This is a genomic window from Zoogloea sp. 1C4 (genome assembly GCF_009469605.1).
Taxonomy (GTDB): Bacteria; Pseudomonadota; Gammaproteobacteria; order Burkholderiales; family Rhodocyclaceae; genus Zoogloea; species Zoogloea oryzae.
The window spans coordinates 191,074-217,401 of record NZ_SSXU01000001.1 but is presented as its reverse complement, the minus strand read 5'-3'; the positions used below and the strand labels follow the sequence as shown (position 1 = coordinate 217,401).

General features: G+C 68.5%; 28 protein-coding genes. 4 read left to right on the top strand and 24 right to left on the bottom strand.

The genetic code is table 11. From position 1 onward, the window contains the following. The 10 genes from GH681_RS00930 to GH681_RS00885 form a co-directional block, all read right to left on the bottom strand. Nucleotides 1-1,281, bottom strand: coding sequence for a hypothetical protein (locus GH681_RS00930; RefSeq protein ID WP_153159581.1), 1,281 nt, complete (start codon nt 1,279-1,281; stop codon nt 1-3). Then, on the bottom strand, nt 1,278-1,760 hold the full coding sequence (locus GH681_RS00925) for a phage tail protein (protein WP_153159580.1): 483 nt from the start codon (nt 1,758-1,760) through the stop codon (nt 1,278-1,280). The genes GH681_RS00930 and GH681_RS00925 overlap by 4 nt, the downstream gene beginning before the upstream one ends. Further along, nucleotides 1,760-3,841, bottom strand: coding sequence for a phage tail sheath C-terminal domain-containing protein (locus GH681_RS00920; RefSeq protein WP_153159579.1), 2,082 nt, complete (start codon nt 3,839-3,841; stop codon nt 1,760-1,762). Before GH681_RS00920 ends, GH681_RS00925 begins: the two co-directional genes overlap by 1 nt. 37 nt (nt 3,842-3,878) lie before the next feature. Then, a complete protein-coding gene (locus GH681_RS00915; protein WP_153159578.1) occupies nt 3,879-4,334 on the bottom strand; it encodes a phage tail protein in 456 nt (151 codons plus the stop codon). A 34-nt stretch (nt 4,335-4,368) separates the two neighbouring features. After that, nucleotides 4,369-6,210, bottom strand: a complete 1,842-nt coding sequence (locus tag GH681_RS00910; protein ID WP_153159577.1) for a phage tail sheath subtilisin-like domain-containing protein — start codon at nt 6,208-6,210, stop codon at nt 4,369-4,371. A gap of 18 nt (nt 6,211-6,228) precedes the next feature. Next, nucleotides 6,229-7,083: a hypothetical protein gene (locus GH681_RS00905; RefSeq protein ID WP_153159576.1), complete on the bottom strand. Its 855-nt coding sequence runs from the start codon at nt 7,081-7,083 to the stop codon at nt 6,229-6,231. Continuing rightward, nucleotides 7,083-7,649, bottom strand: coding sequence for a DUF4255 domain-containing protein (locus tag GH681_RS00900; RefSeq protein WP_153159575.1), 567 nt, complete (start codon nt 7,647-7,649; stop codon nt 7,083-7,085). Before GH681_RS00900 ends, GH681_RS00905 begins: the two co-directional genes overlap by 1 nt. 344 nt (nt 7,650-7,993) lie before the next feature. Next, nucleotides 7,994-8,341, bottom strand: coding sequence for a hypothetical protein (locus tag GH681_RS00895; RefSeq protein ID WP_153159574.1), 348 nt, complete (start codon nt 8,339-8,341; stop codon nt 7,994-7,996). Nucleotides 8,342-8,419: 78 nt separating this feature from the next. Further along, nucleotides 8,420-9,265, bottom strand: coding sequence for a pirin family protein (locus tag GH681_RS00890; RefSeq protein ID WP_153159573.1), 846 nt, complete (start codon nt 9,263-9,265; stop codon nt 8,420-8,422). A 15-nt stretch (nt 9,266-9,280) separates the two neighbouring features. Then, nucleotides 9,281-9,883, bottom strand: a complete 603-nt coding sequence (locus tag GH681_RS00885; protein WP_153159572.1) for an FMN-dependent NADH-azoreductase — start codon at nt 9,881-9,883, stop codon at nt 9,281-9,283. A 100-nt stretch (nt 9,884-9,983) separates the two neighbouring features. Here GH681_RS00885 and GH681_RS00880 point away from each other — a divergent pair, with 100 nt between their 5' ends. Continuing rightward, nucleotides 9,984-10,883 (top strand): LysR family transcriptional regulator, encoded by a 900-nt coding sequence (locus GH681_RS00880; RefSeq protein WP_153159571.1) that lies wholly within the window; start codon nt 9,984-9,986, stop codon nt 10,881-10,883. A gap of 64 nt (nt 10,884-10,947) precedes the next feature. On the opposite strand, the gene GH681_RS00875 is transcribed toward GH681_RS00880, so the two are convergent. The 4 genes from GH681_RS00875 to GH681_RS00860 form a co-directional block, all read right to left on the bottom strand. Then, a complete protein-coding gene (locus GH681_RS00875) occupies nt 10,948-11,985 on the bottom strand; it encodes an amino acid ABC transporter permease (protein ID WP_153159570.1) in 1,038 nt (345 codons plus the stop codon). After that, nucleotides 11,985-12,947: an ABC transporter permease subunit gene (locus tag GH681_RS00870; RefSeq protein ID WP_153159569.1), complete on the bottom strand. Its 963-nt coding sequence runs from the start codon at nt 12,945-12,947 to the stop codon at nt 11,985-11,987. Before GH681_RS00870 ends, GH681_RS00875 begins: the two co-directional genes overlap by 1 nt. A 34-nt stretch (nt 12,948-12,981) precedes the next feature. Beyond that, nucleotides 12,982-14,007 carry an amino acid ABC transporter substrate-binding protein gene (locus tag GH681_RS00865; protein WP_153159568.1) on the bottom strand — a complete coding sequence of 342 codons (1,026 nt, stop codon included), beginning with the start codon at nt 14,005-14,007 and terminating at the stop codon, nt 12,982-12,984. A gap of 81 nt (nt 14,008-14,088) precedes the next feature. After that, complete coding sequence (locus tag GH681_RS00860; RefSeq protein ID WP_228111727.1) at nt 14,089-14,688, bottom strand: rhodanese-like domain-containing protein; 600 nt, start codon at nt 14,686-14,688, stop codon at nt 14,089-14,091. 46 nt (nt 14,689-14,734) lie between these two features. On the opposite strand from GH681_RS00860, the gene GH681_RS00855 reads away from it, so the two are divergent. Next, nucleotides 14,735-15,037, top strand: coding sequence for a c-type cytochrome (locus GH681_RS00855; RefSeq protein WP_153159567.1), 303 nt, complete (start codon nt 14,735-14,737; stop codon nt 15,035-15,037). 21 nt (nt 15,038-15,058) lie between these two features. On the opposite strand, the gene GH681_RS00850 is transcribed toward GH681_RS00855, so the two are convergent. The 9 genes from GH681_RS00850 to soxC form a co-directional block, all read right to left on the bottom strand. Next, nucleotides 15,059-15,523 (bottom strand): thioredoxin fold domain-containing protein, encoded by a 465-nt coding sequence (locus tag GH681_RS00850; RefSeq protein ID WP_194271095.1) that lies wholly within the window; start codon nt 15,521-15,523, stop codon nt 15,059-15,061. Nucleotides 15,524-15,527: 4 nt separating this feature from the next. Beyond that, on the bottom strand, nt 15,528-16,490 hold the full coding sequence (locus GH681_RS00845) for an MBL fold metallo-hydrolase (protein ID WP_153159565.1): 963 nt from the start codon (nt 16,488-16,490) through the stop codon (nt 15,528-15,530). Nucleotides 16,491-16,522: 32 nt separating this feature from the next. Then, the gene (soxB, locus tag GH681_RS00840) at nt 16,523-18,247 is read right to left on the bottom strand and encodes a thiosulfohydrolase SoxB (protein ID WP_153159564.1); all 1,725 of its coding nucleotides are present in this window, start codon (nt 18,245-18,247) and stop codon (nt 16,523-16,525) included. 16 nt (nt 18,248-18,263) lie between these two features. Beyond that, a complete protein-coding gene (gene soxX / locus GH681_RS00835) occupies nt 18,264-18,884 on the bottom strand; it encodes a sulfur oxidation c-type cytochrome SoxX (RefSeq protein ID WP_153159563.1) in 621 nt (206 codons plus the stop codon). A 15-nt stretch (nt 18,885-18,899) separates the two neighbouring features. Next, nucleotides 18,900-19,706 carry a sulfur oxidation c-type cytochrome SoxA gene (gene soxA, locus GH681_RS00830; RefSeq protein WP_153159562.1) on the bottom strand — a complete coding sequence of 269 codons (807 nt, stop codon included), beginning with the start codon at nt 19,704-19,706 and terminating at the stop codon, nt 18,900-18,902. Nucleotides 19,707-19,812: 106 nt separating this feature from the next. Beyond that, nucleotides 19,813-20,124, bottom strand: coding sequence for a thiosulfate oxidation carrier complex protein SoxZ (gene soxZ, locus GH681_RS00825; RefSeq protein WP_194271094.1), 312 nt, complete (start codon nt 20,122-20,124; stop codon nt 19,813-19,815). Nucleotides 20,125-20,157: 33 nt separating this feature from the next. Further along, nucleotides 20,158-20,625, bottom strand: coding sequence for a thiosulfate oxidation carrier protein SoxY (soxY, locus tag GH681_RS00820; protein ID WP_153159560.1), 468 nt, complete (start codon nt 20,623-20,625; stop codon nt 20,158-20,160). Nucleotides 20,626-20,652: 27 nt separating this feature from the next. After that, on the bottom strand, nt 20,653-21,729 hold the full coding sequence (locus GH681_RS00815) for a c-type cytochrome (protein WP_153159559.1): 1,077 nt from the start codon (nt 21,727-21,729) through the stop codon (nt 20,653-20,655). Next, nucleotides 21,713-23,059 carry a sulfite dehydrogenase gene (soxC, locus tag GH681_RS00810; protein ID WP_153159558.1) on the bottom strand — a complete coding sequence of 449 codons (1,347 nt, stop codon included), beginning with the start codon at nt 23,057-23,059 and terminating at the stop codon, nt 21,713-21,715. Before soxC ends, GH681_RS00815 begins: the two co-directional genes overlap by 17 nt. A gap of 282 nt (nt 23,060-23,341) precedes the next feature. Here soxC and GH681_RS00805 point away from each other — a divergent pair, with 282 nt between their 5' ends. Further along, nucleotides 23,342-23,656, top strand: a complete 315-nt coding sequence (locus GH681_RS00805; protein ID WP_153159557.1) for a c-type cytochrome — start codon at nt 23,342-23,344, stop codon at nt 23,654-23,656. Nucleotides 23,657-23,670: 14 nt separating this feature from the next. Continuing rightward, nucleotides 23,671-24,951 (top strand): NAD(P)/FAD-dependent oxidoreductase, encoded by a 1,281-nt coding sequence (locus tag GH681_RS00800; protein ID WP_153159556.1) that lies wholly within the window; start codon nt 23,671-23,673, stop codon nt 24,949-24,951. Nucleotides 24,952-25,028: 77 nt separating this feature from the next. Here GH681_RS00800 and GH681_RS00795 read toward each other — a convergent pair whose 3' ends face one another. Next, on the bottom strand, nt 25,029-26,150 hold the full coding sequence (locus GH681_RS00795; RefSeq protein WP_153159555.1) for a rhodanese-like domain-containing protein: 1,122 nt from the start codon (nt 26,148-26,150) through the stop codon (nt 25,029-25,031). Nucleotides 26,151-26,328: the final 178 nt, after the last annotated feature.

Sequence of the window (26,328 nt, the reverse complement as noted above, 5' to 3'; positions counted from 1 at the left end):
TCAGCGTCCCGAGCCGCTGCGGCAACCGCAGCCGCCGCCGCAGTTGCAGCCACAGCTGCAGGTGGAATGGTTGGAGGCCGAGGTGGTGACAGCGGCCGCCGCGGTGGCGGGCAGGCTTTCCCAGCGCGGGCGGCGTTCGCCTGCGGCGAGCTCGACGGGTGCGCCGCGGGTGGCGAACAGCGGGTTGCCGGCGGGCGGGCTGCGCCGCAGGGCTAGGGGCGGGCTGCCGCGCACGGGCAGCGGTGCCTTTTCGGTTGTGGCGATGGCACCGGAGGCCGATCCGCCACCGGTGGGTTTGGGCAGGGTGGCCACGGCGCCCGCGGCGCGCTGGTCGCTCACCACTGCGGCGAGCCCGGCGGCCTTGCTGCCCGGGGCCGGGCCGTCCGGCGCCCACGGGTTGGGGGTGACGCCGGCGGCGGCAAGGCCGGGCGAGGGCTTGGGGATCGTCAGCCCGCTCTTGCCCAGGTCGCCGGTGGTGCCGAGGGCAGCGGGGCCGAACACGTCGATGGCGGCGGAGGCGTCGAGCTTGATGCCGGCGCCCACCGACATGCCGATGTCGGCCGAGGCGCCCAGGCTGGCCGACAGCCCGACCTGGGCAGAGAGGCTGAGGTCCAGATTCACGTCGAGGCTGGCCGACAGCTCGAAGCCTGCGGAGAGATCGAAGCCCAGCCCGCCGTTGGCGCCATCGCCCAGCAGGCTGCCGGCGCCGGCCGCGCTGGCCTGGCTGCGGGCGTCGCTCGCCTGCTCCACGGCCTGGCGGCGCTGGGCGGCGTCGCTGGCGTTCACCTCGTAGCGGAACTCCTGCTCGGTGAGGGTGAGCTGGACCTTGGAGCGCAGCGGCACGCCGCTAGGGCTGAAGTAGTCGAAGACTTCCTGGTGGGACGAGATGACGCCGTTGAAGAGCAGCGTGCCCCAGCGGAACTGGACCCGTCGCGGGGCCTGCTCGCGCCCGCTGCCGAAGGTCTGCACCAGATCGGCGATGGGCTTGGTGCGCGCGCGTACGTCGAGCATCTCTTCGCCGCCGGCATCGTCGTTGGCGTCGTCGTCCCGGGGGCGGGTGGAGTCGAAATAGCACTCGAAGGACAGGGTGGCCTTGGAGGCGCCGACGTTCTGCACCTGCTGGCGGCCGCGGCGGCTGCGGTCGCGCTGCTCGCCAGCGGAGACCTTGAGGGTCAGCGTCTCGGGGTTGAAGTCGAGGGGGATCGCGCGGTTCTCCTCGACGTTGCGACCGCCGGCGTCGAAGGGGACGAGCTTGGCACGGCGGAACTGGGCTGTGCTCATGACTGCTCCCGGCTCAGGCCTTCGTGGACGATGTGGAGCTCTTCGAGGGCGACTTCGCGGGCGTTGCCGGCGTTGAGGTCAACACACTTGACCTTGGTGGCGATGCCGTTCTCGAAGCGCCACACGCCGGCGTCGGCGGCGGTGCTGTCGGCCTGGAGCACCCGGATCGTCCCGGAGATGTAGGGCAGCGGAAAGGTGCCGTCCATGCAGCGCTGGATCCAGGTCCAGAAGGCCGGGTCGAGGGACAGACCGCGCTTGAGCACCAGCGGCGGGTTGGTGGTTTTGCCGACGAGCTGGCGGGCGCCGCGGTTGTAGCCGCCTTCGCGGAAGCTGACCGGCTCCATGGTGATCTCCAGGCCCTGCACCTCGGAGAAGGCGCCCTTGCGCCCGCCAAGCGCGAGCCCTTCGTCGCCGCCGAGGCCCGAGAGCTCGATCTGCACGGCGAAGTTGAAGTGGGTGAGCATGGCCTGGGCGGGCATCAGAACACCTCGATGCGGGGATCGTCCGCGCCGCTGCGCACCAGGCGGAAGACGATGAATTCGGCCGGTACGGCGGGGGCAACGCCGACCTGCATGATCGCCCGCCCGGAATCGAGATCGCCCTGGGTGTGGGTGGTGGCGTCGCAGCGGATGAAGTAGCTGTCGGTGTCGGTGCGGCCGGCCAGGGCGCCGGCGTTGAACAGGGCCTTGAGGCGCCGGCGGGCGGTGCCGGCCATGGCCGACCACAGCACGGCGTCGTTGGGCTCGAAGGGCGCCCAGGCCAGATCGGCGGCGAGCTGGGCCTTGAGCCAGTCGATCAGGCGGCGCACCGGGATGTGGGTCCAGTCTGGGTCGGTGGCGGTGGTGCGGGCGCCGAGGAGCATCAGCCCGCGCTCGGTGCGGCGGATCTCGTCGATGCGCTCTTCGAACAGGAAGCCGGGTTCGGGCAGGCCTGCGTCGTCGGCGCGGGCGAAGGCACCCTGCACGTTGCGGTTGGCGGGCGCGCCCCACACGCCGGTGTCGTTCTCGACCTGGGCGGTGATGCCGCAGGCGGCGCCGGAAGGCGGCACGGTGGCGGCGGTGCCGTCGGCATCGACCCGCAGCCACGGGGTGTAGAGGGCCGCGCGGGGGCTAGCCAGGGCGTGGCGCCACTGCACGATGTCGCCCGCGCGCAGGCCCGGCGGCAGGTCGAGCAGGGCGATGCGGGCGCCGAGGGCTTCGCAGTGCTGGACGAGGGCAAGCTGGCTGGCCTGCAGCGCGCTGGCATCAAAACCGAGCAGCGGGTAGTCGAGGGCGTTGGCGGTGGTGTCGGCCTTGCCGCGGCTGCACTGGGCGCCAAAGCACAGCTCGTCGGGCAGGGCCGGCGGCACGCTCACGGCATCGGGCGGCGTGGGGTGGAGCAGATCCGGCATGGTGACGAGCGCGACCGGCTCGAAGGGGTGCGTCTGATCCCACATGGCGAGGGTGTCGAGGGCCGGCGGGCGGGCGTTGAAGGCGACGAAACGGTGGTCGGAATCCTCGATGAGGTCGGCCAGCGCCATCGAGGTGCCCTCGAAGAAATGATGGCGCCCGGTGCTGGCGGTGGCGTCGCGGCCGTGGCGGGAGGCGGGCATCTCGGCAGCCGAGAGCAGGGTGCCGGTGGGCGCGGCGAACAGGGCCTTGGTGGGCAGCAACCAGGCGTCGGCGAGGAGCGCGCTGGGGCGCAGGTAGTCGGAACCCCAGGGCTCGTCGGCGCTGCCCCACAGGCGGTCGGGCTCGGCGGCCGGGTCTTCGGGGTTGGGCGTGTCGGTGCGGGGCGGCAGCAGGGCTTCGCTGGCGGCCCGGCGGCCCAGCAGGCGCGGCAGGAAGCGCGGGTGGCTGGGGTGGAGGGCGGCGTCATCCCAGGTTTCGACGCGCTTGCCGTCGTGGAAGACATCGAGCCGCAGGGTGAGCTCGACGGCGGCGGTGAGCAGTTCGGCGTCGAGGAAGGGCGCGGTGGGGGGCGGCACCAGAATGGGCTGGCGGGCGGCGTCGAGGGCAACCCGGAAGAAGCGGCTGCGCGGCGCGGCGCCGGGGCTCGTCGGCCGGCCGGTGAGGCGCAGGGTGGCGCCGACGGCCGGGCGGTCGGGCGGAATGCGGATGGCGTGGGTAATGGGATCGAAGCCGAGCGCCACCGGGCGCTGGATGAGCTGGGCGCGTACCTGCAGCCGGTTTCCCCAGCTACCCGGGTTGCGGGCGGCAAGGCGCACCTGCCGGCGGGAGCTGCCGCGCACGGCCTTGAAGCCGGGCACCAGCAGGCGGGTGGTGCGGATGTTCACATGATCGACACAGCGCACGACCACGCAGCGCCGGCCGCCATTGGCGAAGAACAGACGTACCGCCAGGGGCAGCTGCAGGCCGGGCAGGGCACGACCGAAGATCGCCTCGAACTGGCGGGCGTCGTCGATGACGACCGGGGTGTTCACCGGCCCCCGTTCGGCGAGCCCGATCAGGGCGGCGACATCCAGGCGCACCCGCGGGCGGGTGGCCACGGCGGGGCGTTCCTCGTAGATGCCGGGCGGCAGCCCGGGACGCCACAGGCTGCCCAGCAGCGCGACGGTCATGAGAAGGGCCTCAGGTCAGGTCGGTTCTGGCTGCGGCTTATTCGAACTCCAGGTCTTCGCAGACCAGGGTGAGCTCTTCCATCGCCACGTCGGAGGCGCCCTTGGCGGCCAGGGTCGGGCCAGTCCATTTGGACGGGCGGGCGTTGATGAGCTTCCACTGGGCGACGGTGCTGCCCCGGTCTTCGCTCATCAGTTCGATCACGACGGTGGCGCGGGCGTCCATGTTGCCGCGGCGAACCTGATTGACCCAGTTCCACAGATCGAGCGAGGCGATCATGCCGCGCTTGAGGGTCACGTCGCCCGCCTTGTACATCAGCGGCACCTTGCGGGGCCGGTTGAAGGCGTCGGTGCCTTCGCGGTAGTCGGCGTGGGTGATCTCGGTATTCAGCCCCGAGACATCCGAGAAGCCGCCGCGAAACTCGCCGCCGCTCGCCGGGTTGATGGTGACCTTGAAGTTGAACGGGCCGTAGGGGTCTTCACGCAGGGTGGCCATTGCCGGTCTCCTTTGAAGCTTCGGTTATCGGTGCTCAGACGATGGACGCGTCGGCGGTCCATTGGCCGATGCGGAAGATCACGAACTCGGCCGGCTTGGTGGGCGCGACGCCGATCAGGCAGACGAGGCGGCCGTTGTCGAGGTCGGACTGGCTCATGGTGGTGCGGTCGCAGCGCACGAAGTAGGCGTCTTCGGGCTTGGCGCCGAGCAGGGCGCCGGTGCGCCACACGTCGTACAGGAAGCCTTCGATGGTGAGGCGGATCTTCAGCCACAGTTCTTCGTTGTTCGGCTCGAACACCGCCCACTGGGTGGAGCGGTCGATGGAGTGTTCCAGGTAGATGAACAGCCGGCGGACGTTGATGTAGGTCCATTCCGGATCGGAGCTGATGGTGCGGGCGCCCCACACGCGGTAGCCGCGGCCTTCGAAGAAGCGCAGGCAGTTGATGCCTTCGGGGTTGAGCACGTCCTGCTCGCCCTTGTTCACATTGCGCGAGAAGCGCAGCACGCCGCGCACGGTTTCGTTGGCCGGGGCCTTGTGCACGCCGCGCTCGATGTCGCTGCGGGCGTAGACGCCGGCCATCGCGCCTTCGGGCGAGTAGAGCACGGTTTCGCGGGCGCTGCCGGGGGTGCTGGCGACGAGCCAGGGGTAGTACATGGCGGCGTATTTGGAGTCGTGCTGGCCGCGAACCTGGCGGATGGTGGCCTGATCGGCGTCCTGCGGGCCGGCGAGGATGGCGAAGCGGTAGCGCAGGTTTTCGCAATGGCTGACGAGCGCGTCGCGTACGGCCTGGTCGATGGGCGAGGCGAGGGCCGCCGAGCCCGGCGCGGCGACGATGGCGATGTCCTCGATCTCGGCCAGCGCGGCAAGGCCTGTGGCGTCGTGGCCGCTGCCGCCGCCGGAAAAGGCGGCCGCATCGGGCCCGATGCCGTCGCTACCGCCGGAGAGGGTGATCGGCGAGGCGGCGACGAGGCCGGTGAGCAGATCGCGAGCGAAGGTGGTGCGCTGGGCGGCGACGCTGGGCAGGTCGACCATGGCATCGAAGTAGATGCGCTGGCTGCGGTCGGCGGGCGGTTCGATGCCGGCGTCCGGGTCTTCGTGGCGCAGCACGCGGCCGACGAACTGGTCGGAATCCGGGTGGGGCGACAGGCGCTGGATCTGCTCGCTGCGACTGCCGGTGGAGCCATCCAGATTGGGGCCGACGCTGATGTCGAGGGTGATCTTCTGCACCGCGGCGAGGGCGGCGCCGTTGAGGTCAAGCGTGCCGCCGGCGTTGGTGAGGAGCGGGCTGCCCGCTGCGTCGAAGCTGACGCTGTAGATGTTGGCGCCCGTGACGGCGTTGGGGCCGGCGGCGGTGACGGTGCTCTCCTTCAGCGCGCCGGCCTCGACCACGTCGCCCAGACGCAGGCCCATCACACGGCGGCTGCCGGCGGTGCCGGTGAGCAGGTTGCCGCTGCGGGTGGCGGCGATCTTGACCACCACGTTGCCGGCCCGGCCGGGGAAGCGGGCGCGCAGGAAGCGGTCGGTGCCGAGCACCGAGATCGCGCTGCTGACCGAGCGGCTGGCCTCGACGGAGCCACCGCCGGTGGGAACGAAGATGCGCGACACATACACCCGCTTGCCGCCGTTCTCGAAGAACAGGCGCACCGCGTGGGCGAGCTGGTTGGTGGTGGGCACGCCGCCCAGCAGCAGGTCATTGCCATCGCCGAAGTGGCGCTGGAATTCCTCGAAGCCGGTGACGAGGGTCGGCAGGCCGGCGGTGGGGCCGAAGCGGGCCTGGCCGACGAAGCCGGCGGTGGAGGTCGCCACGCCCTCGATGGACTTGGCGCGGAAGCTGGTTTCTTCGACGTAAACTCCCGGGGCTAGGTATTCAGGCATTTCGAGCCTCCATCTTGGCTAGGGTAACAACTCGATATCCAGCCGGACCCGTGCGCCGACCGAAACCGAAGCGGGCGGATTCTGGCCGCCGACCTGCGGGTGCAGGGTGCCGCCAGCTTCACGCAGTTGGAAGTCGCGCGGCAGGAACAGCGCATTGCGCGCGGCCGCGGTGAGTCCGAAGACATTGGCCGGTTGTCCGGCCAGAAAACCTTTGGTCGCGAGCGCGGTGGCCAGGGCCGGGCGCGGGGCGAACACGGTGAGGGCGCGTTCGAAGGCGCGCAGCGGCGGGGTCACGCTGCGGTCGATGACCTCGAAGGGCAGCACCAGCAGGTAGCTGCCGTCGGGGCCGCTGAGGGCGGTCACGCTGTCGGCGGCGCCGCCCTGCACGGTGGCGATGGTGAGCAGCGCGCCGGGCATCGGCCGGCCGGCATCCCGCAGCACGCCCCACAGGGCGCTGGTGCCGGGGGGCAGGGCCATGGTCAGGCCGGGGCGCAGGGAGACTTCCGGGTAGGCCGGGGCGGGCACGGCGGGGGGCGCTTCGCCGGCTTCGAGGGCGGCTTTGAGATCGGCCCGGTCGGGCACGGTGGCGGTGATGGCCTGGGGCTGGTAGCGGCCGGTGGGGTCGTCGATCTCGACGCGGGCTTCGCCGGCCGGGATGTCTAGGAAACCATAGAGGCCGGTGGATTGGTGCCACAGGGGCTGTTCGGCCTGGCCGGCGACGCGCACCCGCAGGCCCGGGATGGGGGTGAGGCCGGGGTCGGTGCCGTCGGTGAGGTGGCGCCGTACCTTCACGGCCAGCACGCCGACCGCGGTGATGCGGTCTGGCGAGTGGCGGGCGGCCCAGCCGAGGGGCGTATCGGAGGCGGCGAGCATCACGGCACCTGGGGCGTGAAGACCAGCGTGCGCGAATCGGCGATGGCCGGGTCGGGCCGGTCGCGGGCGGCGAGCCGGGCGGTACGCACGACGTAGGGCACCGACAGCTGGTAGGGCGGCTCGAGGCTGTCCCACAGGCGCAGCATGTCTTCGGTGGAGAGGTGATTGATGGCCACCCGCAGGCTGTCTTCGGGCTCCCACGGGTAGGCCGGGTCGAGGAGCGGGCCGGTGATGAGCGCGTGGCGGTCGAGGATGTCCATGCAGCGCGCCAGCATCACCTGCTCGCCTTCGGCGTTGCGCTGGCCCCACACGGTGAGCAGGTAGTGCAGTTCGAGCCCGAGGGCCTGGCGGCGGGGCGCGTTGGGGGCGAGGCGGGGGAGATCGACGTTGCGCCGGGATTCATCCACCTCGACGCGGTACAGGAAGAGCGCAACCTTGTTGGTGATGGTGCCGGTGAAATTGCGGGTGGAGAACAGCTGGACATCGTAGCCGTCGAGCCCACCAGAGGCCACGAGCTGATCCTCGATCAGGCGTCGGAGGGTGGCGCTTGTTCCGGCTATAAACATTTCATCGCCTTCCCTGACTGGGCCATTGATGCAAAGTTGGGGGTTTGCCTTGCGTGCTGCCGATCACCGCGTTTACGTATGCAATCTACACCATTCGGATGAAACGTAAACCCTCGGCGACGAGATGAAACAGCTTGGTAACATGTCGCGCCCCTGCCGTCGGAGAGGCGCGTGCGGAACACGGCCCGGCAAGGCGCAAACCAATGCCCTCATGTCAGGATGATGGTGGAAAACACTTGTATCGACTGCCTCTGCCAGTGCAGTCAAGCACATGCAATTTGGCAAATCAAGGCGTGCTCTGGCAGACCGACGAACGGTATCCGACAGTTTGCGGGCGGTAGCGGTCAGTCAGGGCGACGGAGGTTCTTCTCAGCCCACAGGGCGCGGGCGAAGGCCTTCCAGGCGTCGCCGCCGTGGCTCTCGAAGCCGGCGGCGGATGCGCTCTCCTGCATCGTGCGCAGCATCAGCCCGGCGAGGCCGAAGAGCTCCAGCTTGGCGAGGCGGGCGTAGTCGAGGTGGTTGGCGTCGAGCTCCTTGTCCTTCTCGGCGGCGCCGGCAAAATCCAGCGCCTCCCGGGCGAGGGCGCGCACGGCGTCTTCGTTGGTCCAGTCGATGCCCAGGGCGACGCCCTTGCGTTCGATCTCGAGTTCGATGTCGTGGGTGTCCTGGGCGTAGTTTTCAAAGCCGGCCATGGTGTGCTCCTGTTTTCGATCTCCCGAATGTGACACGGCGCCGTAGCGCCGTGTTCGGGATTTTGGTGTGCCGATGTTTCAGGCCAGGGTGCCGTCCCGGTAGTCGGCCAGGGCCTGCTCGATCTCTTCGCGGGTGTTCATCACGAAGGGGCCGTACTGCACCACCGGCTCGCCCAGGGGCCGGGCAGCCAGCAGCAGGAAGCTCGCGCCCTCGTTGCCGGCCGTCACCGCGATGCGCTCGCCCGCCGACAGCACGCCGGCCTGGCGGGCGGGCAGCGTGCGGCCTTCGTCGCCCACCTGCAGGCTGCCGGCGTAGGGGTAGAGGAAGGCGGTGTGGCCGGCTTCGACCGACTGGGCGAAGGCCGCGCCGGCTTCAAGGCGCACGTCGAGGAACAGCGGCGCGGTGGACAGGCCCTGGATCGGGCCCGGCACCGGCGCGTGGCCCACGCCGTCGAGGGTGCCGGCGACGACCTTCACGCTGCCGCCGGGGATCGCGACCTCGGGGATTTCCTCGGGCTGGATGTCCCGGTAGCCGGCGGGCTTCATCTTCTCGGCGGCGGGCAGGTTGATCCAGAACTGGAAGCCGTGGAGCCGCCCGCTGTCCTGGAGCGGCATCTCCGAGTGGATGATGCCGCGCCCGGCGGTCATCCACTGGGCGCCGCCGCCGCGCAGGTGGCCGGTGTGGCCCAGGTGGTCGCGGTGTTCGAAATCCCCGGCGAGCATGTAGGTGACGGTCTCGAATCCCCGGTGCGGGTGCGGCGGAAAGCCGGCGATGTAGTCGTCCGGGTTCTCCGAGGCGAACTCGTCGAGCATCAGGAAGGGGTCGAGGCGCTGGCTGTGGCCGAGGCTGCGCCGCAGCTTGACGCCGGCGCCGTCGGACACCGGGATGGAGGGGATGATGGCGGTCAGGCTGCGGGTGGTCATGGCGGTCTCCGGTTTTCAGGCGGCCAGTTCGGCGACCTGGGCGTGGGCGGCGGCGAGGGCGGCGGACTTGCTTTCCTCACCCATGTTGAGGCCTTCGGCGTACACAAATTCCACGTCGGTGATCCCGATGAAGGCGAGGAAGTCGCGGACGTAGGTGGTCTGGCTGTCCTTCGGGGTGCCGGCGTACTTGCCACCGCGGGCGGCGAGCACGGTCGCCTTCTTGCCGGTGAGCAGGCCTTCGGGGCCGTTCTCGGTGTAGCGGAAGGTGACGCCGGCGCGGGCGATGTGGTCGAAATAGGCTTTGAGCGTGGAAGGCACGCCAAAGTTGTACATGGGCAGCCCGATCACGATCTGGTCGGCCCGGCGGAGTTCGTCGATCAGCGCGTCGGAGAAGGCGACGACGGCTTGCTGTGCTTCGCTGCGTGCTTCGGGCTTGGCCAGGAAGGACAGGAAGCGCTCGGCGTCCAGGTGCGGCACGGGGTTGGCGGCCAGGTCGCGGTCGATCACGGTGGCGCCGGGGTGTGCGGCCACGTAGGCGGCGACGAAGCGGTCGGCGAGTTGGCTGGACTGGCCCTGGTTGGAGAACAGGCTGGCGTTGATCTTGAGCAGGGTGGTCATTTTGAGAGCTCCGGTGGTGTTGGGATGTGTCTATTTAATGATTTACCGGAGCGATAAAAAAGTAGAAGATTTCGTTTAAATATATCTAATGATCTGATCAATGACCGTCACCCCCCATCTCAGCCTCGACCAGTGGCGGGCCCTCATCGCCGTGGTGGATGCCGGCGGCTACGCCCAGGCGGCCGAGGCGTTGTTCAAGAGCCAGTCGGCCGTCACCTACGCGGTGCAGAAGATCGAAACCGTGCTGGGCGTGAAGGCCTTCGAGATCCACGGGCGCAAGGCGGTGCTCACGCCCACCGGCCACATGCTGTATCGCCGGGCGCTGGCGCTGGTGGCCGAGGCGGGCGATCTGGAGCAGGCGGCGCGCAAGCTGTCGGCGGGCTGGGAGGCGGAGATCGGGCTGGCGGCGGAGGTGCTCTTTCCGCCGGATCTGCTGCTGGAGGCCCTGGCGCGCTTTGGCGCCGAGGCGCCGCGGACGCGCATCGAGGTGATCGAATCGGTGCTGGGCGGCACCGCCGAGGCGCTGCTGGGCGGGCAGGCCGACGTGGCGGTGACGCCCCACATCCCGCCGGGCTTTCTGGGTACGCCGCTCCTCGACATGCCGCTGCTGGCGGTGGCCTCGCCGGATCATCCGCTCCATCGGCTGGGGCGCGAGCTGGGCGAGAAGGATCTGCGCCCGTGGCGGCACCTGCAGGTGAGGGCCACGGGCTCGGTGCGCGACCGGCGCAGCACCACCGTGGAGGTGGAGCAGCGCTGGACCTTTGGCAGCATGGCCATGTCGATCGCCGCGGCCTGCGCCGGCCACGGCTTTGCGTGGTATCCGGAGGCCCACATCCTGCGCGAGCTGGGCGACGGGCGGCTCAAGCCGCTGCCCCTCGGCGGCGCCGAGCTGCGGCGGGTGACGCTGTACCTGGTGATCGCCGATCCGGATTTTGCCGGCCCGGGCGTACGGCGGCTGGCGGAGATTCTGACCGAGGTGGCGACGGGGGCTGCGGCTTAGGGGAGCCTGTGCTCCGCTGCAGCGGAGCACCATCGGTGCGACCCGCCGGGCTACATCATCGAGATCAAGGCTGTCGCGGTATTGCGGCGCTGATCCGCGCCAGCAGCGCGCAGCCCAGCCAGTAGATGGCGGCGATGAAGAGCCAGGCTTCCAGGTAGAACGGCCGCCATTCGCCATCGCCGGCGAGGGCGAGGCCCAGCGAGCCGGTGAGCTCGTACAGGCTCACCACGGTGACCAGGGACGTGTCCTTGAACAGGGCGATGGCGCTGTTGGCCAGCGACGGCGCGGCGGCCCGCAGCACCTGGGGCAGCACGATCCAGCGCTGGGTCTGCCACGGCGAGAGGCCCAGCGCGGCGGCGGCGTCGAGCTGGCCGGGGCGGATCGCCTGCAGGCCGCCGCGGATGATCTCCGACAGATAGGCCGCGGCGAACAGCACGATGGCGATCAGCACCCGCCACAGCATGTCGAGGGCCACGCCGTCCGGAAAGAACAGCGGCAGCAGGAACGACGCCACGAACAGCGCGGCGATGAGCGGAATCCCCCGCGCGAGTTCCACATAGGCCGTGAGCAGACCGCGCAGCACCGGCAGCTTCGAGCGTCGTCCGTAAGCCACCGCAATGCCCAGCGGCAGCGCGCCGGCCATGCCGCCGGCGGTGAGGAGCAGGGTCAGCGGCAGGCCGCCCCAAAGTTCGGTTGGCACCGGGGCGAGGCCGGCAAAACCGCCGCCCAGTAGCGGCACGGCGACGACGGGCGGGAGTGCCAGCGCCACCAATGCCGCGCGTCCGCCGATGCGCCCGAAGGCGACCGCCAGCCAGCTGGCGACGATCAGCCCGGCGGCGGCGATGGGCCGCCAGCTTTCGTCGCCGGGGTAGCGACCGAGCAGGATGAAGCGTGCTTTTTCGGCCACCACGCCCCAGCAGGCGCCGGCGTGGTCGAGGGCGGTGCAGGCGGCGGCGTCGGGCCTGAACACGGCGTTCAGCACCGCCCAGCGCAGCAGCGGCGGCAAGGCCACGAGGGCGGCGGCGACCACGAGCAGCGTGAGCGCCGTGCTGAGGGCGTCGCCGAACAGCCGGCGGCGGATCGGAGCGAGCACGGTGCCCATCACGCGACACCGCCCCGCAGCACGTGCCGTTCGAGCCGGTGGCTCACCGCCGCGCCCGCCAGCGACAGCAGCAGGTACACCGCGATCACGATGGAGAGGCATTCGATGGCGCGGCCGGTCTGGTTGAGGCTGGTGCCGGCCACCGAGACCAGATCGGGATAGCCGATGGCCACCGCCAGGGAGGCATTCTTGAACAGGTTGAGGAGCTGGCTGGTGACGGGCGGCAGCGCGGCGCGCCAGGCCTGGGGCAGCAGCACGAGGCGGAAGGTCTGGCGCGGCGTCATGCCCATCGCCAGCGCGGCGAGGCGCTGGCCGGGGGGCAGGGCCTCGACCGCCGCGCGCAGAATCTCGGCGATGTAGGCGGCGGTGTAGATCACCAGGCCAATCAGCATCGCCAGGTATTCCGGCGTGAGGCGGGCGCCGCCATCGATGCCGAAGCCGGCGGGCTCGGGGATCTCGAAGCCGGCCTCGCCCCACCAGGGCAGGGCCAGCCCGGATTTGCTGAGGAACACGCCGGGTGCGAGGCGCAGCGCGGCGTCGGAGGCGGGCAACAGGTCGGTGAGGATGAAATACCACGCCAGCAGCTGGAGCAGCAGCGGGATGTTACGGAAGGCATTCACGAAGGCGCGGGCGAGGCCGCGCACGAGCGGATGCTCGGCGAGCCGGCCGAAGCCCACCAGCACGCCCAGCCCCAGGGCCAGCGCGGCGCCGGGCAGGGCCAGGCGCAGGGTGTTGGCGAGGCCGGCGGCGAAGGCCAGCAGGGTCGAATCGCCGGCGTCCAGCGGGATCGCGCTCTCGCCCAGGGTGAAGCCGGCGGGCTCGAGCAGGAAATCGAAGCCGCTGCGGATGCCGCGCTGGGCGAGGTGGCTGGCGGTGGTCGTGGCGAGCAGCGCCAGCAGGCCGGCGACGGCGAGGACGATCAGCGCCTGGACGGCGATGCGGGAGAGCTGTTTTGCGTGCATTGCAGGTGTCGCGGGCGCGGGGCCCGCGATGGAATCAGCGCAGCGGCAGGCCGTACATCAGGCCGCCCTTGTTCCACTGGGCGTTGAGGCCGCGGGGCAGCTTGAGGGGCGAGCCGGCGCCCACGTTGCGCTCGAAGAGTTCGCCGTAGTTGCCGCCGGCCTTGACGGCCCGGGCGGCCCATTCCCGGTCGAGGCCGAGGCTCTTGCCCAGGTCTTCGCCCACACCCAGGAAGCGCTGGATGGCCGGGTCGGGCGAGGCCTTGAGGGCGTCCACCTTTGCCTGGGTGATGCCCAGCTCTTCAGCTTCGACGAGCGCCTGGACTACCCATTTGACGACGGCAAACCACTCGTCGTCGCCGCGGCGGACGGCCGGGCCGAGGGGCTCCTTGGAGATGATCTCGGGCAGCACCAGGTAGTCGTCCGGATTGGGGGCTTCCTTGGTGCGGATGAAGGCCAGCGCCGAGGCGTCGGTGGTGTAGGCCTGGCAGCGGCCGCTGAAGAAGGCCTTGATGGACGGCTCGAACTTCTCGAAGACCACCGGCTTGACCTTGATGCCCTGGGCGCGGAACCAGTCGGCGAGGTTGCGTTCGGTGGTGGTGCCGGACTGCACACAGATCTCGGCGTTCTTGAGCTGCTTTGCGCTGGTGACTTTGGACTTCTTCGCCACCAGGAAGCCCTGGCCGTCGTAGTAGGTGACGGCGGTGAAGTGCAGGCCCAGGCCGGCGTCGCGGGTCAGGCTCCAGGTTGTGTTGCGGGAGAGGATGTCCACCTCGCCCGACTGGATGGCGGTGAAGCGCTGCTGGGAGTTGAGGGGCACCCAGCGCACCTTGTTCGGGTCGCCCAGCACCGCCGCGGCGAGCGCCCGGCACACGTCCACGTCGAGCCCGCGCCACTGGCCCTGGCTGTCGGCGGCGGAGAAGCCGATCACGCCGGTGCTCACGCCGCAGGCGAGCTGCCCCTTGGCCTTGATGGCGTCGAGGGTCTTGCCGGCGTGGGCTGGCGTGACGAAGGTGGCGAGGAGCGCGGCGGTGGCCGCGGCAAGGGTGCGGATTCGGAACATGGCAGGGGACGCGGAGAGGCCGGAGCCCCGTAGCTTACGGGCGCGGGGCCGGCGGTGCCAAGCGGCCCGAGCCGGCGGCGATCAGCGCGGGAAGTACATCTTGGCCTTGTCGAGCTTGTACGACCAGGGCAGGCCGGCGTTCTTCCAGCCATTCACGATGCGCTGGCCGGCCTTCGGGCCGTCCTTGGCGGCGTCGCCCTCGAAGCCATCCACCACGCTGTAAACACGGGTGTAGCCGGCGTTGGCGAGGAGGTCGGCGGCGTGGGCGCTGCGGTCACCCGAGCGGCAGATGAGGATCACCCGGTCGGTCCTGGTGAGCCCTTTCTGCTTGAGGCGGGTCTCGGCTTCGGTCAGGAAATCACTGTTGGCCATCAGCTGGTACATGCCCCGGCGGTCGTCCCAGTCGGTCATCAGCTCCTGGTGTTCGACGTAGGGCACGAGGGCGTCGGCATCACTGGGCATGCCTACGTACATGGCTTCGGCGCGGGTGCGGACGTCGAGGAAGAGGGTTCGGGCCGGTTCGCGGGAATAGATGTCGTGGGCTTCGCGGGCGGTGAGGTAGAGCTGGAGCCGGCTACGCTTGATCTCGGGCACACTGGCGGGGTCCACCTGGGCCGTGCCCGGCAGGGGAAGACCGATGACAAGCAGCGCGATCATGGCGCTGGCGGCAAAATGTTTCATACTTCCTCCGTGGATTTCATCCGATCAACCTCCGGAGAGGCAGACCATGAACGCAACGCAAATCCTGATGCTGGCGGCCGGCCTTACGGTGGCCGCGGGCGCCTGGGCCGGCAGTCCGGCCGCGGGCGAAAAGCTGGTGACCGAAAAAAACTGTGCCGCGTGCCACCAGCGCCTGATTGGTGGTGATGGCTCTAAGCTTTACCTGCGCAGCGACCGCAAGGTGAAGAGCCTGTCCCAGCTCCACGCCCAGGTGAGCTTTTGCAGCAGCCAGCTCAAGACCGGCTGGTTTCCCGAGGATGAGGAAGACGTGGTCGCCTGGCTCAATCACCGCTACTACCAGTTCAAGTAGGCCGCCAAAGCGGCGCCTGCTTCAGTGGGCCGCCGCTGCATCGAGCCCCTGAAGCACCCGCTTCTCCAGATAGCCGCCGTATAGCCCCACGCTGTCGCCACCCAGCAGCGCTTCGGCGCGCACCTGTCCACCCTTGTCGAGAAAGAGCACCGTCGGCGCAAACTTGACGCCGTAGCGGCGGGCGATGTCGGCCTGGCGCGCTGGGGTGCCATCGAAATCGGTAATCGGGCGGGGGCTGCTGATGGATACCTCGCGGATGCGCACCCGCTCGCGAAAGCGCGGGTCGTCGGGCAGGGCCGGCAGGTAGGCGTCGCGGATCGCCACGCAGTAGGGGCAGTCGGGCAGGCTGAAGAGGACGACGTAGAGCACGTCGGGCCGGGCGGCCGGATCGTGCAGGCGCGAGTCAAGCGGGCCCTTGGCGGAAGCGGGCGAGCCGGCCAGGCCGAGGCCGAAGGCGAGGATCAGGGCGAGCAGGCCGGCGCGCATCAGGTCAGCGGGCGAGGGATTCGCGCTCCAGGGTGAGATAGGTGCCGTAAGCGTTGATGCGGTTGGCGGCTTCGAAGGCGGGGAGATTGCTGAAGCGCCGCCAGTCGGTGCGGGCATAGGCTTCGTCGAAGGGGACCATCTCATCCACCGCCCGGCCCATCTGCTCGCGCAGGTAGGTGAGGTAGTCGCGGGTGAGGGTGAGGTCGGCGGCGGCGTTGGTGGAGTGGCGGCCGTGGCCGGTGACGAGGATCTTCGGCTTGAGCGCGGCGAGCTGGTCGATGGCGACGAGCCAGCGGCGGCTGTCGGCGCTGCCCACAAAGGGAATCCGCCCGGCGAAGAGGATGTCGCCGCAGAAAACCACGCCGTCTTCGTCCACGCTGACCATCAGGTCTTCGGACGAATGGGCCGGGCCAAGAAAGCTCACCCGGAAGTGCAGCCCGCCTTCCTCGAAGCGGGTGTCGCCGTCGAGCCAGTGGTCGGCCTCGACGAGGCGGGTGGATTCATCCACCCACGGAAAGAGATCCTGCCGGCGCTGGGCGAGGCGGGCGGCGGCTTCGCCGCTGGTGAAGTAGTCGCGCCCGGCCCGGTGGGCCCATACCTGTGCGCCCGCGGCCTTGAAAGCGGGCAGGCCGTAGAAGTGGTCGGCGTGGAAGTGGGTGAGGATCACGCGGCGGATCGGCTTGTCGCTGATCTTGCGGATCGCGGCGAGGAGCGCCTCGCCCAGGGGCGGGGTGCCGAGGGCGTCGATGACCACCACGCTGTCGCGGGTGACAACGAAGCCGGCGTTGCTGTTGAAGCCCTGATTGGCGCCGGATGCCATGCCCGAATCGCCGAGCACGTACCAGGCGTGTTCGGAGACGCGGATGGGCTTGAGTTCGGCCGCCGCGGCCAGCCCGGCGAGCAGCGGGACAAGGACGGCGACGATGACCCGCAGCCAGGCGGGGAGGGATGCGTGGGCGCGGCTCATCGTCGTCTCCTTGATCGGGTTTGCGCGGGCCTTCAGGCCATGCCGGGGTTGCCGGCCATGCCCTTGAGGGTGGGCAGGTTGAGGGGCCGGGCGCGGATCACCTTCTGGCCCTTGAGGTAGCGAGCGACCAGATCCCACACCGCTTCGCCGCCGGCGTTCTTCGCGTCTTCCGACACCGGCGCCCAGCCGGCGACCTTGTAGGTCTTGCCGGCGTCGATGGGCTTGCCGCCGAGGCGCATGTCGGTGATGCGTTTGCCCATCGCGGCATTGGGATCGCAGGCGTACTGCAGACCGCCCACGCGCACCATGTCGCCGCCCTGCTGGTAATACGGGTCGGGGTTGAAGAGGTTGTCGCAGACGTCTTCGAGCACGGTCTTGATCTGCTCGCCGCTCATCATCGTGACGGTGGTCCACGGGTAGGTGATGGCGGTCTGGTCGAGCAGGTGCTCCATCCGGATGGTGTCGCCGGGCAGCAGGCTGGTGCCCCAGCGGAAGCCGGGCGAAAACGCGATCTCGGCGTTCTTCTCGGCGAGCAGCGCGTCGAGGATGAGCTGGTCCCACGAGCCGTTGAAGTTGCCGCGGCGATACAGCAGGCCTTCGCTCACCGCGAGCTTCTCGGCGAGCTTGCCCTCATACGGTGCGCGCATCTTCTTGATGAGGGCGTCCATCGTGGGGTCGGCGGGGATCAGGTTGGCGAAGACGGGCAGCAGCTTGTAGCGGAAGTCCACCACCTTGCCGGCCTTCACGTCGAGATCGAGCACGCCCAGGTACTTGCCGTTGGAGCCGGCGTTGGTGACGAGTGTCTGGCCGCCGGCGTTCTTGACGATCACCGGGGCCGGCACGCCGTCGTGGGTGTGGCCGCCGAGGATGGCGTCGACGCCGCGCACCCGGCTCGCCATCTTCAGGTCCACGTCCATGCCGTTATGAGACAGCACGACGACCACCTGGGCGCCGGCGGCGCGGGCTTCGTCGACCACCTTCTGCAGGTTGTCGTCCTGGATGCCATAGCTCCAGTTGGGCACCTGCCAGCGGGGGTTGGCGATGGGCGTGTAGGGGAAGGCCTGGCCGACGATGGCCACCGGCACGCCGTTGATGTTGCGGATCACGTAGGGTTTGAACACCGGGTCGCCGAAGTCGGCGGTCTTGATGTTCTGGGCCACGATATCCACCTTGCCGGCGAAGTCCTTTTCCTCGATCTCCTTCACGCGGGCTTCGCCGTAGGTGGCTTCCCAGTGGAGCGTCATCACGTCCACGCCCAGCGCCTTGCAGGCGTCGACCATGTCCTGGGCGTTGGTCCACAGGCTGAGGCCGGAGCCCTGCCAGGTGTCACCGCCATCGAGCAGCAGCGCGCCGGGGCGGCTGGCCTTGAGCTGTTTGACCAGCGTGGCGAGGTGGGCAAAGCCGCCGACCTTGCCATACGTCTTGGCGGCCTTCACGAAATCCAGATAGGTGAAGGCGTGGGCCTCCGGCGTGCCGGGGCGGATGCCGAAGTGGCGCAGCAGGTTCTCGCCGATCAGGTGCGGCACCTGGCCGGCCATCGGGCCGATGCCGAGGTTCACGTCGGGCTCGCGGAAGTGGATCGGCAGGAGCTGCGCGTGGCAGTCGGTCATGTGGAGCAGGCTCACCGAGCCGAAGCGCGGCAGGTCGTACATCCGCCCGGCGGCCTTGGCGGCTTCGGACGGATTGCTGTGCAGCGCCAGGCCGCCGGCCGCGGCGACGGCCAGCACCTGGAGGAAATCCCGACGGTTCATGGACATGCGGTGGACTCCGTTCTCAATCTTTGTTCACGGGCGATTCGGGATCGACCAGGAAGGCGACGATGTGGGTGATCTGCTCCGGCGTCAGCCAGTTGTGCAGCCCGAAGCGCGGCATGTTGGTGCACGCGGTGAAGGCGTTGGAGTTGTAGATCTTGTCGTAGGTGTACTTGACGATCTCGTCGCTGTTGCCGCGCAGCTTGCCGAAGTGCTGGAGGCTCGGGCCGATGGTGCCGTAGGCGACTTCCTTCTTGGCCAGCTGGTGGCAGGCGTAGCAGTTGCCGCCACGCACGCGGCCGGGCGGGTCGGGCTGGATGAAGCCGATGTGGCCGCCGGTGCCCACCGCGGCGAGCTTCTCGCCTTCCTTCCAGTCACCGATCAGCTTGCCCTCGACCGGGTAGCGGATGGTGGCCTGCTGGGTCTTTTCAATGAGGGCGCGCACCTTGGCGGGCGGGTTGTCCTTGTACTGGCTGCACAGGCGCATGGCCTCGTCCTGGTCGAGGCGGGTCATCCAGTATCTGGGGTTGTCGGCGCGAAAGCTGCTGCGGAAGATCTGTTCGGCCTGGAAGGCGATCGGATCGGCGGCGTGGATGCCCGTGGCGCCCAGGGCGAGGAGGGCGGCGATGAAGGTGTTTTTCATGGTCGTCTCCGGGGCTCAGCGCTTGATGCCGGGGGTCTGCATCACGGTGCCGCTGGCGGTCTTCTGGAGGAAGACTTCCAGCGCGATGACGGAATCGGCGAGGTACTTGGGCTCGGGCCAGCGGGCCTGACGCATGCAGTCGATCAGGCGGCGCTGCATGGTCCACACCGCGCCCTGGGATACGCGGTACGACGGCCAGGTGCTCATGGCGGTGCCGGCGCCGGCCTGGGTGGTGAGGTTGCCCAGCTCCTGCAGGCGGATGCGCTTGCCTTCCTGGCCGTGGCAGATGGCGCAGGAGAAATCCTGGGGGCCGCTGCGGCGGTAGAAGATGTACTCGCCCACCTTCGCCATGCGCGCTTCTTCCGGGTGGCGCGCCGGCACGTTGATCTTCGCGCCGTTGGATTTGCCGCCGATGTAGGTGACCAGCGCCTCGATGTCGGAATCCTGGCCGGGCTTGGAGAACCAGCGTTTGGTGGCCTCGGCTTCAGTGAAGCCCTGCAGGCTCACCATGCAATGGACGAGTCGGGACTCGGCGTCCATCACCTTTTTGGTGTCGGCAAAGTAGCGCGGGAGCTGGGCATAGGCGCCGTCGAGCTTGCCGGGGCCGAGGCCCATGTCGCATTGCTCGAGGCTGGCGTTCTTGGGGCCGCGCGGTTTCTTCCAGAGCTCTTCGCCCTTGGCTTCGAGGAGCTCGGCGGGGTTGCCGTCGGCCAGCATCTCCCGGTATCGGGCGATCTCGTCCATCGTCGAGCCTTGCCCGAAGGCCGGGCCGGCGAGGGCGAGGGCGGCGGTGGCCAGCGCGGTGCGCAGGTTGGGCTGCATGTGTCTTCCTCCTTCTGGTGGGGGGCCTGCCGCCTTGGGGCGGTCTGTGGTCAGCTTGCGGGGGCGCTGCCGCCCGGTGGCCGGCGGCAGCGGGCGAAATGACGCCTCAGGCGATCTGCACTTCGTCGGTGCGCTTGTCGCCCTTGCTATCCACCCAGCTCACGCTGAGCTTGTCGCCCTTGGCGCCGCCCTTGAACTTGAAGGCGAGGTAGGGGTTCTTCGAGATCGCGGTGCCAAACTGGCCGGCCAGCACCTGGCGGCCGTTGTGTTCGGCGGTGATCTCGGTGATGAAATGGGCCGGGACCAGGTTGCCGGACGAATCCTTGCGCTGGCCGGTCTCCATTTCGTGGCTCATGAGCACCTTCACTTCGGTGATGCCGTCTTTCGCGCTTGCGCGAATCTTCATCGGATCTGCCATTTCGATTCCTTTCTGTAATGAAGCGCGCAGGGCTCAGCCGCCGCAGCCGCCGAGGGTGACCTTGATTTCCTTCTTGGCGATGAAGAACTTGCCGCCAGCCTTGACGAGTGCGTACACGTCGGAGGTCTGGCCCATCTTCACGCGCGTCTGCACCGAAGGCTCGGTGCCGACGGGGAGCATGAAGCTCGCGGCGAGCGGGTTGGGGTTCTTCTCGACGAGGATGGCGATGGCCTCGACACCGGCCAGCGTCGACACCACGCCCACCGGGACCACGGCGCCGTTTTCGGCGATGTCCGGCGCGGTGAGCTGCACGTCTGCCGAGTTGGCCGGCGCGGTGGCGCCCAGGGCCTTGAGGGTCTCGTCGATGGTCTTGGCGTCGAAGGCGGCCTTGTTCCATTCGGCGCGGGCCTCGCCCGGGGTGATCAGGCCGGCGGCGGCCAGCAGGCCGAACAGGCCGAGCCCGCCGCCTGCCTTCAGGATTTCACGGCGTTGGTTGTTCATGGGTCTCTCTCCTTGGTTGATCCTGGGTTACTGCGCCTTGGCGCCAGACATGATCCACTTCACGAGGCGGCGGATGTCCTCGTCCTTGAGCTGGCTCTGGGGCGGCATGGGGATCGCCCCCCATGCGCCCTGGCCGCCTGCTCGCACCTTTGCAGCCAGTTTGGCCTCGGCGTCGGCCTGGCCCTTGTAGCGGGCCGCGACCTCGTTGTAGCCGGGGCCGACGATCTTGTTCGCCACCCCGTGGCAGGCCATGCAGCCGTTGTCGTTGGCGAGCTTGGTCGCGGCGGCGTTGTCGCTCTGGGCCGCGGGCTTGACCTCGGCCGGCGCCTTGCCCGACGTATCCTTGCCGCGCACCGGGCCCACCGGGCGGTTCTGCTCGGCCAGGTTGCCGTGGGCGGTCTCGGCATACACCGGGAGCAGGGAGCCGACCTTCACCTCGGTCTTGCAGTTGCTCATGCAGGCCGTGTTCTTCACATCGGGCTTGCCGCCGTTGCCGATGCCGCCCTTGCTGGCGGGCGCACCGGGCCACATGCCGTGGTTGGTGGTCATGCCATTGCGGTTGGGCATGCGGGCCTGGGCTTCGGCGATGTTCTTGTCGGACAGCACGAAATCACCCGGGACGATCTCGGCCAGGTTGAGCAGATAGGCCACCAGCCCGTACACCTCGTCGTTGGTGAGCGACTTGGGCGTCGTGAGGGGCATCGCCCGGTTGATGTAGTCGAACAACGTGGAGACGGTGGCGACCTTCATGATCGCGCTGCGCTGGGGGGCGTCGCCCTTGACCAACGACAGCACGTGGCCGGTCTTCACGTCGTCCTTGGTGGTGCCGCCGATCAGCGGGGTGTGCACCTCGTTGGATTCGCCGAAGCTGCCGTGGCAGGACGCGCACTTGGCCTCCCAGGTTTCCTGGCCCTGATCGACGCTGCCGCTGCCGGGGCGCAAGCCCTTGAAGTCGGGGCGCACGTCGATGTCCCAGGCGTGGATCTCGGCCGGCTTGGCAGCCCGGCCGACGCCGGCGTATTTGCCATCGGCCAGCGCGCCAGTGGCGCAGGCGGCCAGGGCGATCATCGCAACGCGGGTGAGCGATTTAGAGAACCTGGACATTGCTCACCTCCCCGCTTTCAGCCACCTTCCAAGACTGGATGGCGTTGTTGTGGTAGATCGACTTGGTGCCGCGCACCGCGCGCAGCTGGCCGTACGACGGCTGGACATAGCCGGTCTCGTCCATCGCGCGGGATTGCAGGATGGCGGGCTTGCCGTCCCACACCCAGTCGATGTTGAAGCGGGTCAGGCACTTGGAATTGACCGGCCCTTCGATCCGCGCCCGGCGCCAGTTGATGCCGCCGTCGGTGGATACGTCAACCTGCTTGACCTTTCCGCGCCCGGACCACGCCAGCCCCGAGATGTTGTAGAAGCCTTTATCCAGCAGGATCTGCCCGCCGGACGGGGTGGTGATGACCGACTTGCACTCCTGGGTGGAGGTGTATTGCCGGTGCTGGCCGTCGGGCATCAGGTCGATGTAGTGGATCGCCTCGTCCTTGGTGGCCCAGGGCTTGTCGCCCACCTCGATGCGGCGCAGCCACTTCACCCAGCTCACGCCCTGCACGCCGGGCACCACGAGGCGCAGCGGGTAGCCGTTTTCGGGGCGCAGCATCTCGCCGTTCTGGCCGTAGGCGACCAGCACTTCGTCGGACTGCACGAGTTCGATGGGGATGGTTCGGGTCATCGACGAGCCGTCGGCGCCCTCGGCGAGCACGTACTTCGCCTTCTTCCAGTCGATGCCGCAGTCTTCGAGGATCAGCCGCAGGGGCACGCCGGTGAATTCGGAGCAGCTGAGCATGCCGTGGCTGTACTGCACGGTGGGCACCGCCACGTTGCCCCATTCCATGCCGGTGTTGGCGCCGCATTCGATGAAGTGCATCCGCGACACCGGCGGCAGGCGCAGGATGTCATCGACGGTGTAGACCTTGGGCTGCTTCACGAAGCCGTCGTCGGTGCCGTGCACCATCAGGCGATGCTTCGACGGATCGATGTCGCTCCAGCCCTGGTGGTGGCGCTCGAAGTGCAGGCCCGACGGGGTGATGATGCCGAACAGGCCCTGCAGCGGCGTGAAGGCCACCGACACCTGCGACATCCGCGTGAGGCCCGGCGATTCCCGACGCTGAAGGCCTTTCTCGTACTGCGAGGGCAGGCCGTAGGGACGGGCGGCGACAGGCTGGCCGAGGCTGGTGGTCCAGGGCGGTAGGGTCAGGATGTTGGGATCGCCGTCCTCGGCGCGCACGATGGCCGGGGCGGCCATGGCGGCGGAGGCGGTGAGGAAGGCTTTGCGCAGGAAGTCGCGGCGCCCGTCCTTGACCTCGGCGATGTCCGCTTCGGTCAGGAAGTGCTCGGGCGCCGGGCGCACGCGTCCGCGCTGGGTTGGCTGGTCTGCCATGGGTGTGTCTCTCCCTTGTTCCAGTGGTCGGTGTCGAGGGAGGCGGGCATCGGGGCGTGCGCCATTAAGTTTTTTTCTCCCTTGATCTCAAACAATTTATAACCATAAACTAATATAGTCAATTGCTAATATTGTTGCAGTGCAGAAGCGCGCGCGGCGATACAAGCTTTGACGAAAGGCCGCACCACGACGGTCATGGCAGCTTGCCGATGCAGGCTGTCACGGAGAACAATAAGCTGGCTCAACTGCTCGCCGCGCCCGCGGCTTCAAGGAGGAGAAGTGATGAAACTGCTTCGATGGATTTCGGCCCTGTGCCTGGTCGGCGCGGTCGGTGCGGCCCAGGCCGCGGGCCAGCCCGACCCGAACCTGGCCCGCAATCTGGCCGCCACCTGCGCCAACTGCCACGGCACCAACGGCCGTGCGGTGGCTGGCGCCGGCAATGACGCGCTGGCCGGCGTCGACAAGGACAAGCTCATGCAGAAGCTGCGTGACTTCCGGTCCGGCGCCAAGCCCGCGACGATCATGCACCAGATCTCGAAGGGCTATACCGAAGCCCAGCTCGAGCTGATCGCGGCGTACTTCGCCGCCCAGAAATGAGGGGGCCCGGAACCATGCAGAATCGACGCGATTTCCTGAAGACGGCCGCCCTTGCTGGCGGAGCGCTCGCAGTGCCGATGCTCGGTGGCTGCGCGCTCGGCGGAAGCCGGCCCCGCGGCCATGTGGTGGTGGTGGGCGGCGGCTACGGCGGGGCCACGGTGGCCAAATACCTGCGTATGTGGAGCGAGCGGGGCGTGGATGTGACCCTCGTCGAGCGTAACCCGCAGTTCATCTCGTGCCCGATCTCCAACCTGGTGATCGGCGGCGACAAGACCATGGCCGACATCACGATGAGCTATGACGGCCTGCGCAGCACCTGGGGTGTGAAGGTGCTGCAGGACAGCGTCACCGCCATCGACGCCGCCGGCCGCAAGGTGACGCTGGCCTCGGGCGGCGTGCTGAGCTACGACCGGCTGGTGATGTCGCCGGGGGTGGACTTCATGTTCGATCAAGTGCCGGGCCTCGAGACCGAGGCGGCCCAGGCGGTGGTGCTCCACGCCTGGAAGGCGGGCGCCCAGACCGTCGCCCTGCGCAAGCAGCTGGAAGACATGAAGGACGGCGGCGTGTACGCGCTGTCGATCCCCAAGGCGCCGTACCGCTGCCCGCCCGGGCCCTACGAGCGGGCGTGCCTGGTGGCCAACTACCTCAAGCAGAAGAAGCCGAAATCCAAGGTGCTGGTGCTCGACGCAAACGAGGAGATCACCTCCAAGAAGGGGTTGTTCACCAAGGCCTTCGAGAAGTACGCGGGCATCCTCGAATACCGCCCGAACAGCGAGCTGCGCGAGGTGGACGCCGCCAACCGCACCGCGATCCTCGAGTTCGACAAGGTGAAGGCCGACGTGCTCAACGTGGTGCCGCCCCAGCGCGCGGGCGACATCGCGGCGAAGTCTGGCGTGAAGCTCATCAACGGCCGCTGGGTGGACATCAACTGGCAGACCTTTGAATCGGTGAACACCCCGGGCGTGCATGTGATCGGCGACGCGATCTTCCCGGCGCCGACCATGCCCAAGTCTGGCCACATGGCCAACCAGCACGCCAAAGTGACGGCGGCAGCGATCCTCAACCTGCTGGCGGGCGAAGCGCCCAACCCGGCGCCCGTGGTGATGAACACCTGCTACAGCTTCGTGGATTCGAAGAACGTGATCCACGTGACCTCGGTGCATCAGTACGACGCAGAGAAGAAGACGGTGCTGCCGGTGCCGGGCTCCGGTGGTGTGTCGGCGGCGGCCAACGAGATCGAGGGCAAGGCCGCGATGGCCTGGGCCCGCAACATCTGGGCCGACATGCTGGTGTAAGCCTCACCCGCAGTCACGACGAAAAATCCGGCCACCTGATCCAGGTGGCCGGATTTTTTTCGCCGGGCTGGCGGAGATCACTCCGTGATGGTGTAACCGCCGTCGGCGGTCCATTTGATCTCGGCGTCGATGAAGTAGGTTTGCAGCTGGGGCCGCAACTGCTTGGCCAGATCGTGGGCGTCGCCACTGCGCCCGCCGGCACCGCAGAAGAACACGATGGGTTTGTCGGACGGCAGTTCGGCGATCCGGCTTTCGAGGGTCTTGATCGGGAAGTTGATGGCGCCCTTGAAGCTGCCTTTGGCGAATTCCGCGGGATCACGCACGTCGATCAGGTGGATGGTGTCGGGTGCCTGTCGGTATATCCGCTCGAAGGACGCAACGGTGATCGTGCTGGTGTCACGCCCGACCTGGATCGCGGGCCTGGCGGGTGTCTCGGACGTCGGGCCCGGGCCGTAGAGGCGAACCCACTCGGGGTAGCCTTCGGGCACCACCTTGACTCGCGTGTAGCCCAGTTTCACCGCGCGTGCGGCCGAGTCTGAACTCAGCGTGCAGGCGAGGCCTTCGCAGTAGAAGTACAGGGGACTGGTCTTGTCGGTGGGCAGTCGGTCGATGAGCTTGTCGAACTGCAGATCCGGGATGCTGATTGCGCCGGGGATGTGCCCCTTGTCGTACTTGCGCTCCTTGGGGCGAGAGTCGATGAGCGTCATGGGCGCGCCTTCGTCCTGGAGCTTCTTGATGAAGGGGACGGAGACGGCACCGATGTGGCCCTGCTTGATCCAGTCGGGGTAGCCCGCGGCGTACACGTGAATCCGGGTGTAGCCGAGCTTCTCGGCCTTGAAGGCGGAGTTGTGACTGAGCAGGCATTCAAAGCCGTCGCAGTAGAAGATCAGCAGGGTTTGCTTGTCGGCCGGGAGCTTGTCGATGAGCTTCTCGAACTGGCTGTCCGGAATGTTGACGGCGGTCGGGATGTGCCCCGGATCGTACTTGCGGGCGGTGGGGCGTGAATCGACGATCAGGACGCCATCCGGTTTTGGGAGGACGGCATAGCCGGCGACGAAGCCGGCATCCACGAGCTGGTGATACCAGCCTTCCCTGGATGCCGTTGCAACGGGTGTTTCGGCCGTGTGTGCGGGGAGGGCAGAGATCAGACCAAGGGTTGCGATGGCGGCAGCAAGTGCAAGCGTTCGGTGGAGCTTCATGGACGTCTCCAATCGTGAACTTCGGGCGCCGGGCTTGAAATGGCCCCCGGCTGGCCTGGGTGCAGATACCCGATTGATTTTCGCGCGATTACGCGGGGGCGGTCGGACTAATCGGCAGCGTTCTGATCAAGGTCAAACGCTGCCGTGGTGGCAGGCTCCCCACGTGGCTTGCCGGCCA

What these genes read in the sequence shown, in the direction of transcription:
- soxX (WP_153159563.1), bottom strand. Translation starts at nt 18,884, where the DNA reads ATGAAAAACACCTTCATCGCCGCCCTCCTCGCCCTGGGCGCCACGGGC.
- GH681_RS00800 (WP_153159556.1), top strand. Translation starts at nt 23,671, where the DNA reads ATGCAGAATCGACGCGATTTCCTGAAGACGGCCGCCCTTGCTGGCGGA.
- GH681_RS00870 (WP_153159569.1), bottom strand. Translation starts at nt 12,947, where the DNA reads ATGCACGCAAAACAGCTCTCCCGCATCGCCGTCCAGGCGCTGATCGTC.
- soxA (WP_153159562.1), bottom strand. Translation starts at nt 19,706, where the DNA reads ATGCAGCCCAACCTGCGCACCGCGCTGGCCACCGCCGCCCTCGCCCTC.
- soxZ (WP_194271094.1), bottom strand. Translation starts at nt 20,124, where the DNA reads ATGGCAGATCCGATGAAGATTCGCGCAAGCGCGAAAGACGGCATCACC.
- GH681_RS00860 (WP_228111727.1), bottom strand. Translation starts at nt 14,688, where the DNA reads ATGAAACATTTTGCCGCCAGCGCCATGATCGCGCTGCTTGTCATCGGT.
- soxC (WP_153159558.1), bottom strand. Translation starts at nt 23,059, where the DNA reads ATGGCAGACCAGCCAACCCAGCGCGGACGCGTGCGCCCGGCGCCCGAG.
- GH681_RS00885 (WP_153159572.1), bottom strand. Translation starts at nt 9,883, where the DNA reads ATGACCACCCTGCTCAAGATCAACGCCAGCCTGTTCTCCAACCAGGGC.
- GH681_RS00905 (WP_153159576.1), bottom strand. Translation starts at nt 7,083, where the DNA reads ATGCTCGCCGCCTCCGATACGCCCCTCGGCTGGGCCGCCCGCCACTCG.
- GH681_RS00890 (WP_153159573.1), bottom strand. Translation starts at nt 9,265, where the DNA reads ATGACCACCCGCAGCCTGACCGCCATCATCCCCTCCATCCCGGTGTCC.
- GH681_RS00880 (WP_153159571.1), top strand. Translation starts at nt 9,984, where the DNA reads ATGACCGTCACCCCCCATCTCAGCCTCGACCAGTGGCGGGCCCTCATC.
- GH681_RS00815 (WP_153159559.1), bottom strand. Translation starts at nt 21,729, where the DNA reads ATGTCCAGGTTCTCTAAATCGCTCACCCGCGTTGCGATGATCGCCCTG.
- GH681_RS00900 (WP_153159575.1), bottom strand. Translation starts at nt 7,649, where the DNA reads ATGTTTATAGCCGGAACAAGCGCCACCCTCCGACGCCTGATCGAGGAT.
- GH681_RS00895 (WP_153159574.1), bottom strand. Translation starts at nt 8,341, where the DNA reads ATGGCCGGCTTTGAAAACTACGCCCAGGACACCCACGACATCGAACTC.
- soxB (WP_153159564.1), bottom strand. Translation starts at nt 18,247, where the DNA reads ATGTCCATGAACCGTCGGGATTTCCTCCAGGTGCTGGCCGTCGCCGCG.
- GH681_RS00795 (WP_153159555.1), bottom strand. Translation starts at nt 26,150, where the DNA reads ATGAAGCTCCACCGAACGCTTGCACTTGCTGCCGCCATCGCAACCCTT.
- GH681_RS00910 (WP_153159577.1), bottom strand. Translation starts at nt 6,210, where the DNA reads ATGCCTGAATACCTAGCCCCGGGAGTTTACGTCGAAGAAACCAGCTTC.
- GH681_RS00925 (WP_153159580.1), bottom strand. Translation starts at nt 1,760, where the DNA reads ATGCCCGCCCAGGCCATGCTCACCCACTTCAACTTCGCCGTGCAGATC.
- GH681_RS00930 (WP_153159581.1), bottom strand. Translation starts at nt 1,281, where the DNA reads ATGAGCACAGCCCAGTTCCGCCGTGCCAAGCTCGTCCCCTTCGACGCC.
- GH681_RS00850 (WP_194271095.1), bottom strand. Translation starts at nt 15,523, where the DNA reads ATGCGCGCCGGCCTGCTCGCCCTGATCCTCGCCTTCGGCCTCGGCCTG.
- soxY (WP_153159560.1), bottom strand. Translation starts at nt 20,625, where the DNA reads ATGAACAACCAACGCCGTGAAATCCTGAAGGCAGGCGGCGGGCTCGGC.
- GH681_RS00920 (WP_153159579.1), bottom strand. Translation starts at nt 3,841, where the DNA reads ATGACCGTCGCGCTGCTGGGCAGCCTGTGGCGTCCCGGGCTGCCGCCC.
- GH681_RS00875 (WP_153159570.1), bottom strand. Translation starts at nt 11,985, where the DNA reads ATGGGCACCGTGCTCGCTCCGATCCGCCGCCGGCTGTTCGGCGACGCC.
- GH681_RS00845 (WP_153159565.1), bottom strand. Translation starts at nt 16,490, where the DNA reads ATGAGCCGCGCCCACGCATCCCTCCCCGCCTGGCTGCGGGTCATCGTC.
- GH681_RS00915 (WP_153159578.1), bottom strand. Translation starts at nt 4,334, where the DNA reads ATGGCCACCCTGCGTGAAGACCCCTACGGCCCGTTCAACTTCAAGGTC.
- GH681_RS00855 (WP_153159567.1), top strand. Translation starts at nt 14,735, where the DNA reads ATGAACGCAACGCAAATCCTGATGCTGGCGGCCGGCCTTACGGTGGCC.
- GH681_RS00805 (WP_153159557.1), top strand. Translation starts at nt 23,342, where the DNA reads ATGAAACTGCTTCGATGGATTTCGGCCCTGTGCCTGGTCGGCGCGGTC.
- GH681_RS00865 (WP_153159568.1), bottom strand. Translation starts at nt 14,007, where the DNA reads ATGTTCCGAATCCGCACCCTTGCCGCGGCCACCGCCGCGCTCCTCGCC.